This window comes from Streptomyces camelliae (assembly GCF_027625935.1).
In the GTDB taxonomy this organism is placed as follows: domain Bacteria; phylum Actinomycetota; class Actinomycetes; order Streptomycetales; family Streptomycetaceae; genus Streptomyces; species Streptomyces camelliae.
Genome location: NZ_CP115300.1, coordinates 8,227,277 through 8,242,691, shown reverse-complemented (window position 1 = coordinate 8,242,691; position 15,415 = coordinate 8,227,277). Strand labels below are relative to the sequence as shown.

At 73.1% G+C, this 15,415-nt stretch carries 15 protein-coding genes and 1 pseudogene; 6 read left to right on the top strand and 10 right to left on the bottom strand.

Features of this window, described 5'->3' with window-relative positions:
* Positions 1–51 precede the first annotated feature (51 nt).
* Positions 52–1,260 (top strand): epoxide hydrolase family protein, encoded by a 1,209-nt coding sequence (locus O1G22_RS37835; RefSeq protein ID WP_270085433.1) that lies wholly within the window; start codon positions 52–54, stop codon positions 1,258–1,260.
* A 67-nt stretch (positions 1,261–1,327) separates the two neighbouring features.
* Here O1G22_RS37835 and O1G22_RS37830 read toward each other — a convergent pair whose 3' ends face one another.
* The 3 genes and pseudogenes from O1G22_RS37830 to O1G22_RS37815 all read right to left on the bottom strand — a co-directional run.
* Positions 1,328–1,726 (bottom strand): helix-turn-helix domain-containing protein, encoded by a 399-nt coding sequence (locus O1G22_RS37830; protein ID WP_270085432.1) that lies wholly within the window; start codon positions 1,724–1,726, stop codon positions 1,328–1,330.
* 67 nt (positions 1,727–1,793) lie between these two features.
* Positions 1,794–2,246 (bottom strand): ATP-binding protein, encoded by a 453-nt coding sequence (locus tag O1G22_RS37825; RefSeq protein WP_270085431.1) that lies wholly within the window; start codon positions 2,244–2,246, stop codon positions 1,794–1,796.
* Positions 2,247–2,807: 561 nt separating this feature from the next.
* Positions 2,808–4,013: pseudogene (locus O1G22_RS37815) on the bottom strand (DUF6777 domain-containing protein); the annotation flags it as partial.
* 165 nt (positions 4,014–4,178) lie between these two features.
* On the opposite strand from O1G22_RS37815, the gene O1G22_RS37810 reads away from it, so the two are divergent.
* Complete coding sequence (locus tag O1G22_RS37810; RefSeq protein WP_270085430.1) at positions 4,179–5,453, top strand: streptophobe family protein; 1,275 nt, start codon at positions 4,179–4,181, stop codon at positions 5,451–5,453.
* 18 nt (positions 5,454–5,471) lie between these two features.
* On the opposite strand, the gene O1G22_RS37805 is transcribed toward O1G22_RS37810, so the two are convergent.
* The 4 genes from O1G22_RS37805 to O1G22_RS37790 form a co-directional block, all read right to left on the bottom strand.
* Positions 5,472–6,455 carry a serine/threonine-protein kinase gene (locus tag O1G22_RS37805; protein WP_270085429.1) on the bottom strand — a complete coding sequence of 328 codons (984 nt, stop codon included), beginning with the start codon at positions 6,453–6,455 and terminating at the stop codon, positions 5,472–5,474.
* Positions 6,455–7,006 (bottom strand): SH3 domain-containing protein, encoded by a 552-nt coding sequence (locus O1G22_RS37800; protein WP_225096056.1) that lies wholly within the window; start codon positions 7,004–7,006, stop codon positions 6,455–6,457. The genes O1G22_RS37805 and O1G22_RS37800 overlap by 1 nt, the downstream gene beginning before the upstream one ends.
* Before the next feature lie 55 nt (positions 7,007–7,061).
* Positions 7,062–9,401: an FHA domain-containing protein gene (locus O1G22_RS37795; RefSeq protein ID WP_270085428.1), complete on the bottom strand. Its 2,340-nt coding sequence runs from the start codon at positions 9,399–9,401 to the stop codon at positions 7,062–7,064.
* Positions 9,402–9,474: 73 nt separating this feature from the next.
* A complete protein-coding gene (locus O1G22_RS37790) occupies positions 9,475–9,885 on the bottom strand; it encodes a hypothetical protein (RefSeq protein ID WP_270085427.1) in 411 nt (136 codons plus the stop codon).
* Between the two features lie 316 nt (positions 9,886–10,201).
* On the opposite strand from O1G22_RS37790, the gene O1G22_RS37785 reads away from it, so the two are divergent.
* Positions 10,202–10,597 (top strand): nuclear transport factor 2 family protein, encoded by a 396-nt coding sequence (locus tag O1G22_RS37785; protein ID WP_270085426.1) that lies wholly within the window; start codon positions 10,202–10,204, stop codon positions 10,595–10,597.
* A 247-nt stretch (positions 10,598–10,844) separates the two neighbouring features.
* The gene (locus tag O1G22_RS37780; protein ID WP_270085425.1) at positions 10,845–11,096 is read left to right on the top strand and encodes a hypothetical protein; all 252 of its coding nucleotides are present in this window, start codon (positions 10,845–10,847) and stop codon (positions 11,094–11,096) included.
* A gap of 22 nt (positions 11,097–11,118) precedes the next feature.
* Here the strand turns inward: O1G22_RS37780 and mgrA are convergent, their stop codons facing one another.
* The gene (gene mgrA / locus O1G22_RS37775; protein ID WP_270085424.1) at positions 11,119–12,111 is read right to left on the bottom strand and encodes an L-glyceraldehyde 3-phosphate reductase; all 993 of its coding nucleotides are present in this window, start codon (positions 12,109–12,111) and stop codon (positions 11,119–11,121) included.
* 111 nt (positions 12,112–12,222) lie between these two features.
* Here mgrA and O1G22_RS37770 point away from each other — a divergent pair, with 111 nt between their 5' ends.
* Both O1G22_RS37770 and O1G22_RS37765 read left to right on the top strand, forming a co-directional pair.
* Complete coding sequence (locus O1G22_RS37770; protein ID WP_270085423.1) at positions 12,223–13,137, top strand: LysR family transcriptional regulator; 915 nt, start codon at positions 12,223–12,225, stop codon at positions 13,135–13,137.
* Positions 13,138–13,334: 197 nt separating this feature from the next.
* Complete coding sequence (locus tag O1G22_RS37765) at positions 13,335–13,850, top strand: mycothiol transferase (protein WP_270085422.1); 516 nt, start codon at positions 13,335–13,337, stop codon at positions 13,848–13,850.
* On the opposite strand, the gene O1G22_RS37760 is transcribed toward O1G22_RS37765, so the two are convergent.
* Together O1G22_RS37760 and O1G22_RS37755 are read right to left on the bottom strand one after the other, a co-directional pair.
* Positions 13,832–14,911 carry an adenosine deaminase gene (locus O1G22_RS37760; protein WP_270085421.1) on the bottom strand — a complete coding sequence of 360 codons (1,080 nt, stop codon included), beginning with the start codon at positions 14,909–14,911 and terminating at the stop codon, positions 13,832–13,834. The two genes, O1G22_RS37765 and O1G22_RS37760, sit on opposite strands and share 19 nt — an antisense overlap.
* A 35-nt stretch (positions 14,912–14,946) precedes the next feature.
* Positions 14,947–15,339, bottom strand: coding sequence for a VOC family protein (locus O1G22_RS37755; RefSeq protein WP_270085420.1), 393 nt, complete (start codon positions 15,337–15,339; stop codon positions 14,947–14,949).
* Between the last annotated feature and the right edge of the window lie 76 nt (positions 15,340–15,415).

The window sequence follows — 15,415 nt, the reverse complement described above, 5'->3', positions numbered from 1 at the left end:
CGGCGGAAAATCCACCTGGGTGAGCGCGCGTTCCCGCCTAGCATCCGGATCATGACCTCCACACCTGGCGAGACATCCGGCGAGCGCATCGAACCCTTCCGGCTGTCGGTGCCGCAGAGCGACCTCGACGACCTGTACGACCGCCTCGACCGCACCCGCTGGCCCGCCGAGCTGCCCGGCGCGGGCTGGGAGTACGGCGTCCCGGCCGGCTATCTCCGGGAGCTCGTCCACTACTGGCGGCACACGTACGACTGGCGCGCGGCCGAGGCCGAGCTGAACCGGTGGCCGCAGTTCACCACCACGGTCGACGGCGCAAATGTCCACTTCGCCCATGTCCGCTCGCCCGAACCGGACGCCACCCCGCTGCTGCTGACCCACGGCTGGCCGGGCTCGCTCGTGGAGTTCCTGGACGTCGTCGGCCCGCTCACCGACCCGGTGGCGCACGGCGTCGACCCGGCCGACGCCTTCCATGTCGTCATGCCCGGCATCCCCGGCTTCGGGCTGTCCGGGCCCACCACCGAGCCGGGCTGGGAGGCGGGCCGGGTGGCCGACGCCTGGGTGGAGCTGATGCGGCGGCTCGGCTACGAGCGGTTCGGGGCGCAGGGCGGCGACTGGGGCGCGGCGATCTCCCGCGAGCTGGGCCGCGCCCACCCGGACCGGATCATCGGCGTCCACCTCAATCTGCTGCCCGGCGCGCAGGCGACGGCCGAGCCGACCGAGGAGGAGCTGGCCGCGCTCGGGCCCGAGGAGCGGGAGCGGACGCTGCGGTCCTGGCGCCGGTGGGCGGACTGGTCCCGCGAGGACAGCGCGTACGCCGCTCTGCAGTCCACCCGGCCGCACACCCTCGGCTATGCGCTGACGGACTCGCCGGTCGGTCAACTCGCCTGGATCGTCGAGAAGTTCCGGGCGTGGACGGACTCCGAGGAACTGCCGGAGGAGGCGGTGGACCGGGACCGGATGCTCACCGGCGTGATGCTGTACTGGCTGACCGGCACGGCCGGTTCGTCGGCGCGCATCTACTACGAACGGGCGCACGCCACCGGTCGCAGGGCCGAGCCCGCCGAGCCGTCCACGGCGCCGACGGCGCTCGCCGTGTTCCCGGCCGAGCTCCAGCTTCCGCTACGGCACCGGGCGGAGCGGACCGAGAACCTCGTGCGCTGGACGGAGTTCGACCGGGGCGGGCACTTCGCGGCCATGGAGGAGCCGGACCTGCTGGTCGGCGATGTGCGGGCGTTCTTCCGGCAGCTGCGGGAGAAGTGAGCTCCCCCGGCAGCCGCCGGAGACGTGAGGTCCCTCGGGCCGGTGCGGACGTGTGCCGGGCGCCGGGTCAGGCGACCAGGCAGAGTCCGTTGTAGGGCCGGTGCGGCGCGCCGGCCGGGCGGCGGTGCGACCTTGTCCGCCGGGTCAGCTCGCCGTGCGCCAGCGACAGCAGGTCGCCGAGGTCCAGACCGAGGGCGTGCGCGGCGGCGGCGAGGACCTCCGAGGAGGCCTCCTTGCGGCCGCGCTCGACCTCGGACAGGTAGGGCAGCGAGATCCGGGCCGCGTCGGCCACGTCCTTCAGGGTGCGGTCCTGCGCTCGCCGCTCGCGCCGCAGCACCTCACCGACCAGATCGCGCCACAGGGGCTCCTTCGCGGCCTCCCGGGGCTCCGGCTCGGGCAGCTGCGGGCGGGCGGGCGCCGGTCGCAGCGGGATCACTCGGGCTTCGTTGCTCGCCTGGTTGCTCACCCGCGTCAGCCTAGGCGCCGGGGGCCGCGGGACAAGGGCCCGGCGTTGCGCCCTGAGGGAAACCGACTCAGCGCTTGAGCGGGAAGCGGGCGCGGACCCGCTTGCCGACCGGCACGCGCTCGGCGGTGACCTCGGTGGCCAGGGCATCCACGATCTCCAGGCCGTGCCGCCCGACGCGCGCGGGGTCCCTGGGGTAACGGCGGGGCAGGGCGGAGCTGCTGTCGTAGACGCACACCGTGACCGCGCTGTCCGTGCCCTCCAGCTCCAGGATGTAGGGGCCGTTGCTGTGCTGCTCGGCATTGGTGACCAGCTCGCTCACGAGCAGGAGCAGCTCGCCGTCGGCACGGCGGTCGGGCATGGCGCACCACTCGGTCTTCAACTGCTCCAGAAACCGTGCGGCGAAGGCCCGTGCCTCCGCGATGGAGCCAGGTTCGCCGGTGTAGTGCGCCGCGCGTCTCAGCGGTTCCACGGGTACGTCGAAACCAGTCGGTATCACGTCCCCGCCCAGGTGCTCGGTCATGCTGTCTCTCTCGAATGCCGGGTCGGGCCGGTCGCCTGTTGCACCGGTTCTGGTACCCCGAGCCGGGCCCGGCAGTCCCCCGAAGCGTTCGCCGACCGCGCACAGTGGCGATGGTCACCCTTGCGAGGAGCCCTGCGACTGCTGCTGGGTGGCGGGCATCGGCGGCGCGCCGGTGGTCCCGGGGGTCACCTCGCCGGGCGCGGAACTCTGCGGGGGCGGAGGCGCGGAGCTCTGCGTGGGCGGAGGCGCGGAGACGCTCGTCTGCTGCTGCGTGGACTGCTGCGTCGTACCTCCCGGCGAGCCCGGGGCCGGTGACGACGGCCCGGCGGAGGACGACGAGGCCGACGACGACCCTGCCGAGGTCGACACGACCGAGTTCGGTCCCGAGGACGAGGTCGACGGCGCGGATGACGACGAGGCCGAGGTCGAAGGTGCGGACGACGAGGAGGACGGGGACGTGCTCGACGACGACGGCGATGACGAGGAGGAGGACGGCGCCGAGGACGAGGAGGACGCCGAGGTCGAGGGGGACACGCTGCTGGACGAGGACGACGGGGACGCGCTCGACGAGGAGGACGACGTCGACGGGCTCGGCTTGCCCGATGTGGAGGACGCGGACGGCGACGGGCAGTGCTTCGCACCGGGCGGGCACGACCGGGACGGAGACGGCGACGGGGACGGGCAGTGCTTCGCACCGGGCGGGCACGACCGGGACGGAGACGGAGACGGGGACGGGCAGTGCTTCGCACCGGGCGGGCACGACCGGGACGGAGACGGCGACGGGGACGGGCAGTGCTTCGCACCGGGCGGGCACGACCGGGACGGGGACGGCGACGGGGACGGCGGCGGGTTCCAGGGGTGGGGATGCTCCGGCGGCCTGGCGTGCTCGTCGTGGTGCCAGCCCTGGTCGCCGTGCGGGCGGTGGATCCAGTCGTCGTGGTGGGAGTCGTAGAGCACGAAGACGTTGACGACCACCGGCGCGGGCGTCACGACGACCACGTTCGAGGGCCGGTACGCCGGCCAGCGCGGGCCCACCAGCTTGGGCGTGTTCTTCTCGGCGACCGGGGAGGTCAGCGGGTTGCCGCAGGCGCAGCGCACCCGGGGCACGCCGCGGTTGTCGACCAGTACGGCGGTGCCCGCCTGGAGCACGGACTGGTAGCTGGTGGCGGCGCCGTTGCGGAAGCCGTGGTTGGTGACGCGCGTGTCGACGCGCAGCTGGACCGGGGTGAGCGAGCGCAGATAGGCGGGCACGCCGGACGGCTGGACGCCGGCCACGGACGCGAACGCCCTGTTCTTGGCCGGGTCCGCCTGGAGTGCCTTGATCTGCTGCTCCACGTCGCAGGCGGCGACCTTCTGGGTGCCGCCGTACAGGCCGGGCGCCCCGCCCTGCACGCCCTGCACCGCGTTGGCCGTGCCGGAGGGCGCGGCGGAGGCCGAGGGGGGCGGCGGGGCGGAACTCTGCTTGGCCGTCGACTCCGTGAAGGGATCCTGGCCGGTGCTGGCCGCGGACTGCAGGAAGACCTCGCCGCCCTTGCCGCCACCCGGACGGGTGAAGACGACGGCGAGTACCACGGCGGCGACCACGAGGGCGCTGATGGCTCCGACGCGCGGTACGGACTTCCACCACGGCCCGTGCGGCCCCTTGGGCCCGGTGCCGCCGGGGGGCGGCCCTGCGGGCGGCGGGCCGGAGGGCGGCTGGGACCCTCCCGACAGCGGGCCGGAGGGCGGCCCGGTGGGGCGGCCTGATGACGGAGGTTCGACGCTCACGAGCACTTCTTCCCGTCGCGATGCGCGGCTTTTCTCAGTGCGGCTTTTCGCAGTCAAGTTCCGTTTCATGCATTTGGCTGCACATTGGTCCCATTGTGTGTCTCAGGGTCGCGCTGCTCGCAAGCTGACGGGCGGGATGCCCGGCCGCTGCTTAGCGTGGCCGGTGTGAGCCCTCCGACCGTCACCGCGCGGCCCGCCTCCCGCCACGGCTGGGCCCATGCCCTGGGTGTGGTGCTGACCGGCCTGGCCGTCATGGTCCTGGTGGCGGCACTGGGGCTGTGGGCGGCCGGTGCGGCGGGTCTGCCGGACGGCGCGTTCCCGAGGGTGGTGGCCGCGACCCTGGCCACGGCCGTCGGCGGCAGCGTGGAGCTGTCCGGCAACGCGGGGGCGCTGGCGCAGAGCCGGGCCGGTCTCACCGTGCTCCCGCTGTCGGTCACGCTGGCCGGTGCCCTGGTGATCGGGGCGGGCTTTCTGCGCCCGCTGCGGCACCGGGCGGTGGCCTCGGCCGCGGAGCTGGCCGGCTGGGCCGCCCGGATCGCGGCGCTGTGGCTGCTGGTGCTGATCGGCCTGGCCCTCGGCGCCCGGCAGACCTTCGCCGTCGACGTGGGCAGCGGCACCCTCAGCGATCTGACCGGGCTGTTCGAGGCCGCACCGAGGGTCGGCTTCACCACCGACGTGCCGTTGACCGTGCTGTTCGGGCTGGTGTGGCTGGCCGGGGTGCTGTTGCTGGCGGTGCTGGTCGCGCGCGGGGCTCCGCTCCCGGGGCGGCTGCTGCGCTGCCAGGAGTCGGTGCGCCCGGCGGCCCACGCGATGGTGGTCCTGCTCCTCGCCTACGTCGTCGTCGCCCTGGTCGTCGCGCTGATCACGGCGGCCGGCCGCGGACATGCCTCCGCGACCTTCGCGCTGATCCTGCTCGGCCTGCCCAACCTGGCCTGGCTGGCCCTCACCATCGGTCTGGGCGCGACCTGGCACGGCCGGGTGGACGGCCCGTTCGGGCTGCCGATGCCGCATGTCCTGGACGTGCTGCTGCGCACCCCGGACGTGTCCGTGCTGAGTCTGCGCTCGCTCACCGGCTATGACGGCCGCTGGTGGTGGCTGGTGGTCGTGGACGCGCTCCTGCTGCTCGCCGTGGCCTTCCGGATGGCGGTGAGCTCACCGGCCCGGATCCGGCTGTGGCAGCACGCCCTGCACCTGGCCGTCGCGCTGGCGCTGACGGTGCTGATGATCTGTCTGACGGTCCGTGTCTCGGCGCATTACGGCCTGTCCCTGCTCGGCATCGGCGATCTGGGCGGCGGTCTGTCGGGCGAGCTGTTCCTCAGGCCGATGCTCTGGCAGGCGGTGGGCCTGGGCGCGCTGTGGGGACTGGTCGCCGGGCTGCTGGGCGGGCTGCTGGCCCTGCCGGTGCGCCGCCGGGGTGACGTCGGCGAACCGCCGCACTGAGCCGGCGTCCAGGCGCGCTCAGCCGTGGAACACCGGCCCGGCCCAGTGCGGAGGCGGCGGGGTCTCGGTCACCGTGCGGGCCGGCTCCGGCCCGGTCTCCGGCGCCGGGCGGACCTCGGCCGGGCCGGTCGCCAGGCTGGCGCGCAGGGCGGCCACGAAGTCGAGACAGGTGTCGTACCGGTCGTCCGGGCTCTTGGCGAGGGCCTTGGCGAACACGGCGTCGACGGCCGGGGGGATACCGGGCCGGGCCGCGCTCGGCGGGGGCGGTTCGTCGTACTGGTGGGCCCACAGCAGGGCCATGTCGTCGTCGCGCTGGAAGGGCGGACGGCCGGCGAGGGTCTCGTAGGCGACGCAGGCGAGGCCGTAGACGTCGCAGCGGCCGTCGACCGGGCGGCCGGAGATCTGCTCGGGGGCCACGTAGTCGAGGGTGCCGACGAACTGGCCGACGCTGGTGAAACCGGTCAGGGACAGCGACTTCTTGGTGAGGCCGAAGTCGGTGAGGTACACGTGCTCGGGGTGGTCGCTGTCGGTGCCCTCGGCGATCAGGACGTTGCCGGGCTTGACGTCCCGGTGGACCAGGCCGTGCTCGTGGGCGGCGTCGAGGGCGGAGGCCACCTGCGCGGCGATGCGGACGGCGTCGGGGGGCGGCAGCGGGCCGCGTGCGTCCAGCAGATGGCGCAGGTCGCTGCCGGAGACGTACCGCATGGCGAGGTAGAGCACGCCGTCCGTCTCGCCGGCGTCGAAGACCGGCACGATGTGCGGGTGGTCGATCGCGGCGGCCACCTGGGACTCGTGGGTGAAGCGTTTGCGGAAGGTGTCGTTGCGGGCGAGTTCGGGCGCGAGCAGTTTGAGGGCGACCGTGCGGTCCAGGCGCAGGTCGCGGGCGCGGAAGACGACCGCCATGCCGCCGCGCCCGACCTCGCTCTCGACCAGGTAGTTCGCCACCTTCCGGCCGATCAGTTCGGAGGGCCGGCCGGAGAACAGGCTGGTCTCGCGCGCCATCAGGGCTCACCGTCGGACGCCACCAGCCGGGTCGGAGCGTGTCCGGCGTCGGTGTCGCCGGTGACCGGGCGGTCGGTGGCGTAGGTGGTCAGGCGCCGTCCGTCGCCGTACATCCAGCGGCTCTCCTCGGGGTCGTACAGCCACATCTTCTCCCCGTCGACGACGATCCCGATTCTCAGGTCCCGGGTGCGGTCCGCGAAGTCCTCGCCGTCGAGCGCGCCGGCCGTCAGTTCACCCACCGCGGCGCGGTAGTCGGCGAGGGCCTCGGCGGCGCGGGCCAGCAGAGGCCGGGGGTCGGCGGTGCCGGCCGGGCCTTCGGCGGCCGGCGGATCCTCGGGTACGGCGATGAGGTGGCGGCCGTCGACCCAGGCGGCCCAGCCGTTGGCGCAGCGGATGTGGCTCCAGTCGCCGCGCCGTTCCATGAGCTGGACCGGCAGCAGCGGGTCGAGGGGCACGGTGGGCCGGGCCGGGTCGGGGGCTTCCCAGGCGGGCATGCCGCGCGGCGGGACGACGTGCGTGGGCCGGAATCCGGGGCCGGGCGCTTTGCTCATCGGGCGCCTGCCAGGGTGTCCGTGTCTGTGTCCGGGGCATGGGTCATCGTGCCGTCTACCTCCGCGTCACGGCCGGCTCGTGCCGGCGCAGCAGCCGGGAGAGCGCGGAGCCGAAGACGGCCGCGAGCACCACCAGCATGATCATGTTGCGCAGCCACACGCCGGCCGAGTGCCGGAAGAACGGGTCCGCGGTGAGCGTGCCCGGCACGATCCGGCCCAGGTCGACGGTGCCGGCCATGGCGCCCAGCGCCCACCGCGAGGGCACCAGCCAGGCGAACTGCTCCAGGCCGGGCACGCCGTTCAGTTTCAGCAGGGCCCCGCAGAAGACGACCTGGACGACGGTGAGCAGCACCAGCAGCGGCATCGTCACCTCCTCCTTGCGGACCAGCGCGGAGATCAGCAGGCCGAGCAGCATCGCGGTGAAGGCGAGCACGGCCACGGCGACGGTGATCTCCAGCAGGGGTGGCAGCAGCACCCCGTCGCCGCGGGGCGCGTTCAGGTCGACACCGGCGAGTCCGACGAGGGTGAGGACGACCGCCTGCAGCACGGTGAGCACACCGAGGACGGCGACCTTCGACATCACGTAGGCCGAGCGGGGCAGGCCGACGGCTCTCTCACGCCGGTAGACGACGCGTTCCTTGACCAGCTCGCGCACGGCGTTGGCGGCGCCCGTCAGCACCCCGCCCACGCACAGGGTGAGCAGCGCGTTGGTCGCGGTGTCGACGGTCAGCTTGCTGCCGGCGACGGCCCGGGCCATCGCGCCCATGACGAACGGCAGCCCGATCATGATGGCGAGGAAGGTGCGGTCGGCGGCGAGGACGGCCGCGTAGCGGCGCACCAGGGTGGCGAACTGGGCTCCCCAGCTGCGCGGCCTCGGCGGCGGGGCGAGGGCGACCGGGCCGGTACGCGGCACACGCGGCTGCGCGCCGGAGTTCACGATGTACTCCCGGTGGTACGACGAGGCGCGGTACTCCCCCGCCCAGTCCCGGCCGGTGTCCCGCTCGAACGCCTCGAAGGCCTCCGGCCACTCCTCGAACCCGAAGAAGCCGAGGGCGTCGCCGGGCGGGCCGAACCAGGCGGTCCGCCCGCCGGGCGCCAGCACCAGAAGGCGGTCGCAGACGTCCAGGCTGAGCACGCTGTGGGTGACGACGATGACGGTACGGCCGTCGTCCGCGAGGCCGCGCAACATGTTCATCACCGAGCGGTCCATGCCCGGGTCGAGGCCGGAGGTCGGCTCGTCGAGGAAGAGCAGGGAGGGCTTGGTCAGCAGCTCCAGGGCCACGCTGACCCGCTTGCGCTGCCCACCGGAGAGGCTGTGCACGGGCTGCTCGGCACGCTGTTCGAGGCCCAGCTCCCGGATCACCTCCTCGACCCGCTGCACGCGCTCGGACTTCGCGGTGTCCTCGGGGAAGCGCAGTTCGGCGGCGTAGGTGAGGGCGCTGCGCACGGTCAGCTGGACGTGCAGGATGTCGTCCTGGGGGACCAGGCCGATGCGCTGGCGCAGTTCGGCGTAGTCGCGGTAGAGGTCACGGCCGTCGTAGAGGACGGTGCCGTGGTCGGCGGGCCGCTGCCCGGTCAGGGCGTTCAGCAGGGTGGACTTGCCGGCGCCGCTCGGCCCGACCACGGCGAGCAGGCACTTCTCCTGCACCGGGAAGGAGACGCCGTCCAGCAGGATCTTGCGGCCGCGGTCGACGGCGACGGTGAGTTCCTGCACGTCGAGGGAGACCTCGCCGGTGTCGACGTACTCCTGCAGTTCGTCGCCGACCAGGCAGAACGCCGAGTGCCCGATGCCGACGATGTCGCCGGGGCCGAGGGTGGCGCGGGTGACGGGCCGGCCGTTGAGGTAGGTGCCGTTGTGGCTGCCGACGTCGGCGATCTCGTACGTGCCGTCGGCGTGGGCGCGCAGTTCCGCGTGCCGGCGGGAGACGGTCAGGTCGTCCACCACCAGGTCGCTGTCCGGTGCCCGGCCGATCCGCACGGTGCGCACGGGCAGCGGACGCACGCTGGTGGGGCGGCGGAAGGTGCCGGTCAGCAGGGGCAGCGACACCGCGGAGGGGCGGTCGGGGGTGGGCGGCGGCGCACCGGCCGGCACCGCGCGGGGGCCGTCGGCGGGGTTGCCGAAGCGGATCTCGCTCCCGGGACGCACCTCCCACTCCTCGATCCTGCGACCGTCGGCGTAGGTGCCGTTGGTGCTGTGCCGGTCCGCCAGGGTCCAGTGATCGTGGTCGCAGCGCAGCACGGCGTGGTGCCACGAGACCCGGGCATCGTCGAAGACGATGTCGCTCAACGGGTCGCGTCCGACGTGGTAGTCGCGCCCCGGGCTCATCACCGTGGAGCCCGTGTCGGTCTCCAGGACGAGCTCAGGGGCCGTCGGGGCGACCGGTCGCTCCGCCATGGCCAGAATTCTACCGATTTGTTCACATACGCGCCGCAGCGAGGTGGTGCGGTGCCCGGCGTGCGGACACGTGTCAGGCGACGGGTACGACGAGGACGGGCAGGGTCCGCTGCATCCGCAGGGCGTCGACGGACTCGGCGAGCAGCTCGTACTCGGTGGTGTCGTCGCTGGCGGCGATCCGCACCAGCCGGCCGGCCGCCAGCTCGTCGGCGACCAGTTCCTGCCGGACGTCGTCGGCACACCAGGCACGCAGCAGCGCGGGCACGTCGGCGACGGTTTCGGCCACCGGCACCAGCGCACCCGCGGGGAAGGCGGGATCCTCCGGGCTGGGGTCGAGCCGCTCGGCGATCCAGGACGCACGGTCCCGCAGCCACCACAGGGCCAGGGCCAGCGTCGGCGCGCGATAGGTGCCGAGCGGTACGCCGATGCGCCGGCCGTCGCACATGCCGTATGCCGTGACATGGCACAGGAATTCGTCGTGCACGTCTCACTCCCCCGTCGCCTCGCTCGTGTGCCGGCTCAGGCCTCGCTTCCCGTGCGGCTCCTGTGCGGTGAAGTGCCCCTGACGTTCGAGTATCGCCTCTCCCGAAACACTGTCACCATGACTTTCCGGCCAGCCTGTTGGCATATTCGGTGCCCGTTCTGGCCGAGATTGCACCGGCGTGTGCGGGCCACCCGGCTTTACCGGGGAGGTAATCGACCGGCCCCCTCGGTCTCCGGCATGGTGGTCACACCGGATCGGCGAAGCCCCGGATCCGGGCCTGACCAGCAGTGACGACCTCGATGGAGGCTGATTCACCATGTCCGTGAACACCAACCGTTACGAGACCGCGGCCGCCCGTTACTTCGAGGCCTGGAACGCCACCGAGCCGGAGGCGCTGCGGAAGGCGGTCGCCGCCGCGTGGACCACGGACGGCGGGTACACCGACCCCCTCGCGGACGTCCGCGGCCACGAGGGCGTCGCCGCCGTGATCGCCGCGGTCCACGAGCAGTTCCCCGGGTTCGTCTTCCGCCCGCTCGGCCCGGTCGACGGCCACCACGACACCGCGCGCTTCGCCTGGGAGCTGGTCAGCGAGTCCGGGGGTACTGGAGGAGGCTCGGCCCCGGTCGCCGGTTTCGACGTGGTCACCCTGGACGAGGAGGGCCGGATCCGCCAGGTGCTGGGCTTCCTGGACCGGGTGCCGGCGGGCGTCTGAGACAGGCTGCGGTGGCTCAGCTCCCGGCGGTCCCCCGACAGGGGCGGCGCGGCGGCGCCGGTCCGCCGGAGGGCGCTCCTCGCCGGTACCGCAGACAGGTGAGCGGCGCCGCATCCTCGGCCTGTCGGAAGCGGTCGACGGGGGTGGTCCGGGTCCGCTCCTCCACACCTGCCAGGGGTGGGCGGGGCCTGTGTGCATCAGGCGCGGGGCCGGGCGAAGGGCATGGCCCTTCGCCGTGCAGCCCGGCATGGTCTTCGACGCCGCTCTCGCCCAGCACGTCTCCGAGGAGGCCCGGCGGGCGACCGCGCGGGCGCCGGACAAGCGGCCACGGCCCACCCTCGGCAGGCGACCCAGGCCGGCACCGCGCACCCCGGTCGGTGGCCACGGGCCGCCCCGCGGCTACGGGCCGGCCGGGCGCCGTACGACCCGGCAAGCGGTCGCCGACCTCCCCGTGGCATACGGCCTGCCCCGGGGTCTCGGCTCACCCCCTGACCCCTGACGGCAGCCGCCGCCCGGCGTTCTCAGGGCTTCACGATGGCGTCGATGCGGGCCAGTTCCTCGGTGTCGAAGTCCAGGTTCTGGATCGCGCCGACGCTGTCCTCGATCTGGCGTGCGCTGCTCGCGCCGACCAGTGCGGAGGTGACCCGGCCGCCGCGCAGCACCCAGGCCAGGGCCAGCTGGGCGAGGGTCTGGCCGCGGGACTTGGCGATCTCGTCCAGGGCGCGGAGCCGGGCGACCAGGTCCTCGGTGACGGCGTCGGAGTTGAGGAAGGGGCTGTCGCTCGCGGCCCGGGAGTCCTCGGGGATGCCGTCGAGGTAGCGGCTGGTGAGCAGGCCCTGCTCCAGCGGGGAGAAGACGATCGAGCCGACCTGGAGTTCGTCGAGGGCGTCGAGCAGGCCCTCGTCCTCGGGGCGCCGGTCGAGCATCGAGTAGCGCGGCTGGTGGATGAGGAGCGGCGTGCCGAGGTCGGCGAGGATGCGGGCGGCCTCGCGGGTCTGCTCGGCCGAGTAGTTGGAGACGCCGACGTAGAGCGCCTTGCCCTGCTGCACCGCCGAGTGCAGCGCGCCCATCGTCTCCTCCAGCGGAGTGTCCGGGTCGGGACGGTGCGAGTAGAAGATGTCCACGTAGTCCAGACCCATGCGCTTCAGGCTCTGGTCCAGGGAGGACAGCAGGTACTTGCGCGAGCCCCATTCGCCGTACGGGCCGGGCCACATGAGGTAGCCGGCCTTGGTGGAGATGACCAGCTCGTCGCGGTACGGCGCGAAGTCCGCCCTCAGCGCCTCACCGAGCGCGGACTCGGCGGCGCCGGGCGGCGGGCCGTAGTTGTTGGCGAGGTCGAAGTGGGTGACGCCCAGGTCGAAGGCGCGGCGCAGGATGGCCCGCTGGGTCTCGACGGACCGGTCCGGGCCGAAGTTGTGCCACAGGCCGAGGGACAGCGCGGGGAGCTTCAGCCCGCTGCGTCCGGTGCGCCGGTAGGGCATGCCGTCGTAGCGGCCGGGGTGTGCGGTGTACAACGCGACTCCAGAGGGGTTGGCACACGGTCTACCGGACCCACTCTTCACCGGGTGCCGTGCAGTGGTCCAACAGAAGAATCCGATGGAATTCAGCGGATAAGCTTCTCAATCATGGAACTGCGTCATCTCCAGCACTTCGTCGCGGTCGCCGAGGACCAGCATTTCACCCGGGCCGCCGAACGCCTGATGGTGTCCCAGTCGGGCCTGTCGGCGTCGATCCGGGCGCTGGAGCGGGAGCTGCGGGCGCCGCTGTTCGTGCGGACCACCCGGCGGGTGACGCTCACCGAGGCGGGGCGCGCACTGCTGGTGGAGGCCGAGCGGATCCTGGCGCAGGTGCGCTCGGCGCACGAGGCGGTGGCCGCGGTGCAGGGCGTGCTGCGCGGCACGCTGGCGCTCGGCACCGAGCAGTGCATCGCCGGGGTGCATGTGGCGCGGCTGCTGGCCGGGTTCCGGAGGCGGCACCCGGACGTGGAGATCCGGCTGCGGCAGGCCGGCTCGGGCGCGCTGGCCGAGGAGGTCGCGGCCGGGCGGCTCGACCTGGCCTTCGCCTACCGCACCCAGGCGGACTCCGACCAGCTGCGCTCGGTGGCGCTGACGAGCGAGCCGATGACCGTGCTGTGCCATCCCGGGCACCGGCTGGCCTCGTCGGGCGCGGCGCTCATCCCTGAGGACCTGGCCGGGGAGGTCTTCGTGGACTTCCATCCGGACTGGGGTCCGCGCCGCACGACCGACGCCGCGTTCACCGCGGCCGGGATCCGGCGCACGGTGGCGCTGGAGGTGAACGACGTGCACAGCCTGCTGGACCTGGTGGACGAGAACCTGGGGATCGCGGTCGTCCCCCGGCACTTCCGGCACAAGCGGCCCGCGCTCACGGCGCTGCCGCTGAAGGGCACGGAAGAGGCGGAGTACGAGACCGTCGCCCTGCTGCCCCCGGATCGCGCCACCAGCCCCGCCGCCCGCGCGCTCGTCACGCTTCTGGAGACCGAGGGCCTGGCACCGCTCCGGGAAGGGACCGAGGCCTCCTGATGCCCGCCGGGCCGTCCGCCGCACCGGGCTCAAGGCCGTCGCCCGGCGCCCTGCATCGGCTTGCCGCGCAAGGGAGTTGACGGCGTCCGGCCTGCCGGGCCGAGCCCGGCGCGGTGGGCACGGTCCTCGTGGTGCGGGAGTGCACGGAGCTGAATTTCCGGGCGCGTGAACGGCCGTCGTTTGGGATGGTGGACGGTATGCATGCCAAGGACATCCTCATCGACGGCTACGGCCGCATCCAGGAAGAAGTCCACGCCGCCCTCGACGGCCTCGGACCGGACGAGCTCAATCACCGCCCGGCACCCGACGCCAACTCCATCACCTGGCTGATCTGGCACCTCACCCGGGTGCAGGACGACCACATCGCCGACGCGTTCGGACTCGAACAGGTCTGGCTGGACCAGGACTGGCACAAGCGCTTCGGCCTCGACCTGCCGCCCCGTGACCACGGGTTCGGGCACTCCCCCGCGCAGGTCGCGAAGGTCAGGGTCGACTCCGCCGACCTGCTGACCGGGTACTACGACGCCGTCCACGAGCAGACCCTCCACGCGCTCAGGGGGCTCGCCGCCAAGGACCTGGAACGGATCGTGGACGAGCGCTGGGATCCCCCGGTCTCACTGGGGGTGCGCCTGGTGAGCGTCCTGTCCGACGACCTTCAGCACGTCGGACAGGCCGCCTACCTCAGGGGGCTCGCTCAGAGCGCTGCCTTGTAACCCGGCAGGACCACGTCCTCGATGAGGGCCGTGCGCTCGTCGAACGGGATGAACGCGCTCTTGAGGGCGTTCACCGTGACGGTGCGCAGGTCCTCGACGGTCCAGCCGGCCTCCTCGACCAGCAGGGACATCTCGCGGGTCATCGTCGTGCCCGACACCAGGCGGTTGTCGGTGTTGAGGGTGACCCGGAAGCCGAGGTCCTTCAGGGCCGTGATCGGGTGCTCGGCGATCGAGGTGGCGCAGCCGGTCTGCAGGTTGGAGGTGGGGCACATCTCCAGCGCGATTCGGCGGTCGCGCACCCAGGAGGCGAGCCGGCCGAGCTTGCCGGCCGCGAGGTCGGGGATGTCCTCGGTGAGGCGCACACCGTGGCCTATGCGCTGGGCGCCGCACACCTGCAGGGCCTGGTGGATGCTGGGCAGGCCGTGCGCCTCACCGGCGTGGATGGTGAACGGCACGCTCTCGCGGCGCAGGTGCTCGAAGGCGGCCAGGTGGTCGGCGGGCGGGAAGCCGTCCTCGGCACCGGCGATGTCGAAGCCGACGACGCCGGCGTCCCGGTAGGCGACGGCCAGGTCGGCGGCCTCGCGGACCCGGTCGAACATCCGCATGCCGCACAGCAGGGTGCCGACGCGGACCGGGCTGCCGGCGGCGGCCGCCTTGGCCATGCCCGCGGCGAGGCCCTCCTGGACGGTCTCGACGACCTCGCGCATCGTCAGCCCGCCGCGGGTGTTCAGCTCGGGGGCGTAGCGCACCTCGGCGTAGACGACGCCGTCGGCGGCGAGGTCCAGCACGTACTCCTCGGCGGTGCGCAGCAGGCCCTCGCGGGTCTGCATGACGGCAAGGGTGTGCTCGAAGGTGGCGATGTAGCGGACCAGGTCGCCGGAGTTGGCGGCCTCGAAGTACCAGGCGGCCAGCTCGTCGGGGTCGGTGGTGGGCAGGGTGTGACCGATCTCCGCCGCGAGTTCGACGACGGTGGCGGGACGCAGGCCGCCGTCGAGGTGGTCGTGCAGCACGGCCTTGGGGAGCCGGCGGAGGGTCTCGGTGTCGATGCGGGGCGCGGTCATGGCAGGGCTTTCCTCGGCAGGTGGTTCAGCGGTGATCAGGAGGCGGGCTGGAGCAGGTCCCAGCGGTTGCCGTAGAGGTCCTGGAAGACGGCGACGGTGCCGTAGGGCTCGTGCCGAGGGTCCTCCAGGAAGGTCACTCCGGCCGCGGTCATGCGGGCGTGGTCGCGGGCGAAGTCGTCGGTGTGCAGGAAGAACCCGACGCGTCCGCCGGTCTGGTCGCCGACGCGGGCGCGCTGCTCCTCGTCCTTGGCGCGGGCGAGCAGCAGCCCGGTGCCGGCCGCGGGGCCGCCGGGCTCCACGACGACCCAGCGGGAGCCGTCGGGGCGCGGGGCGTCCTCGGCGAGCCGGAAGCCGAGGGCCTCGGTGTAGAAGCGGATGGCCTCGTCGTAGTCGTCCACGACAAGGGTGACCAGGGCGACGCGTCGCATCGGGACCTTCCGGTGGGGTTGGTTAGCCGGTGAGGTTATACGTAAAACTTCACGGGCGCCAGTCCCGTTCTACGCG

Excerpts from the sequence above, each read along its gene's own strand:
- O1G22_RS37785 (WP_270085426.1), top strand. The coding sequence starts at position 10,202 with ATGTCCGTGAACACCAACCGTTACGAGACCGCGGCCGCCCGTTACTTC.
- O1G22_RS37765 (WP_270085422.1), top strand. The coding sequence starts at position 13,335 with ATGCATGCCAAGGACATCCTCATCGACGGCTACGGCCGCATCCAGGAA.
- O1G22_RS37755 (WP_270085420.1), bottom strand. The coding sequence starts at position 15,339 with ATGCGACGCGTCGCCCTGGTCACCCTTGTCGTGGACGACTACGACGAG.
- O1G22_RS37780 (WP_270085425.1), top strand. The coding sequence starts at position 10,845 with ATGGTCTTCGACGCCGCTCTCGCCCAGCACGTCTCCGAGGAGGCCCGG.
- O1G22_RS37795 (WP_270085428.1), bottom strand. The coding sequence starts at position 9,401 with ATGGCGGAGCGACCGGTCGCCCCGACGGCCCCTGAGCTCGTCCTGGAG.
- O1G22_RS37805 (WP_270085429.1), bottom strand. The coding sequence starts at position 6,455 with ATGGCGCGCGAGACCAGCCTGTTCTCCGGCCGGCCCTCCGAACTGATC.
- O1G22_RS37800 (WP_225096056.1), bottom strand. The coding sequence starts at position 7,006 with ATGAGCAAAGCGCCCGGCCCCGGATTCCGGCCCACGCACGTCGTCCCG.
- O1G22_RS37835 (WP_270085433.1), top strand. The coding sequence starts at position 52 with ATGACCTCCACACCTGGCGAGACATCCGGCGAGCGCATCGAACCCTTC.
- O1G22_RS37770 (WP_270085423.1), top strand. The coding sequence starts at position 12,223 with ATGGAACTGCGTCATCTCCAGCACTTCGTCGCGGTCGCCGAGGACCAG.
- O1G22_RS37825 (WP_270085431.1), bottom strand. The coding sequence starts at position 2,246 with ATGACCGAGCACCTGGGCGGGGACGTGATACCGACTGGTTTCGACGTA.
- O1G22_RS37760 (WP_270085421.1), bottom strand. The coding sequence starts at position 14,911 with ATGACCGCGCCCCGCATCGACACCGAGACCCTCCGCCGGCTCCCCAAG.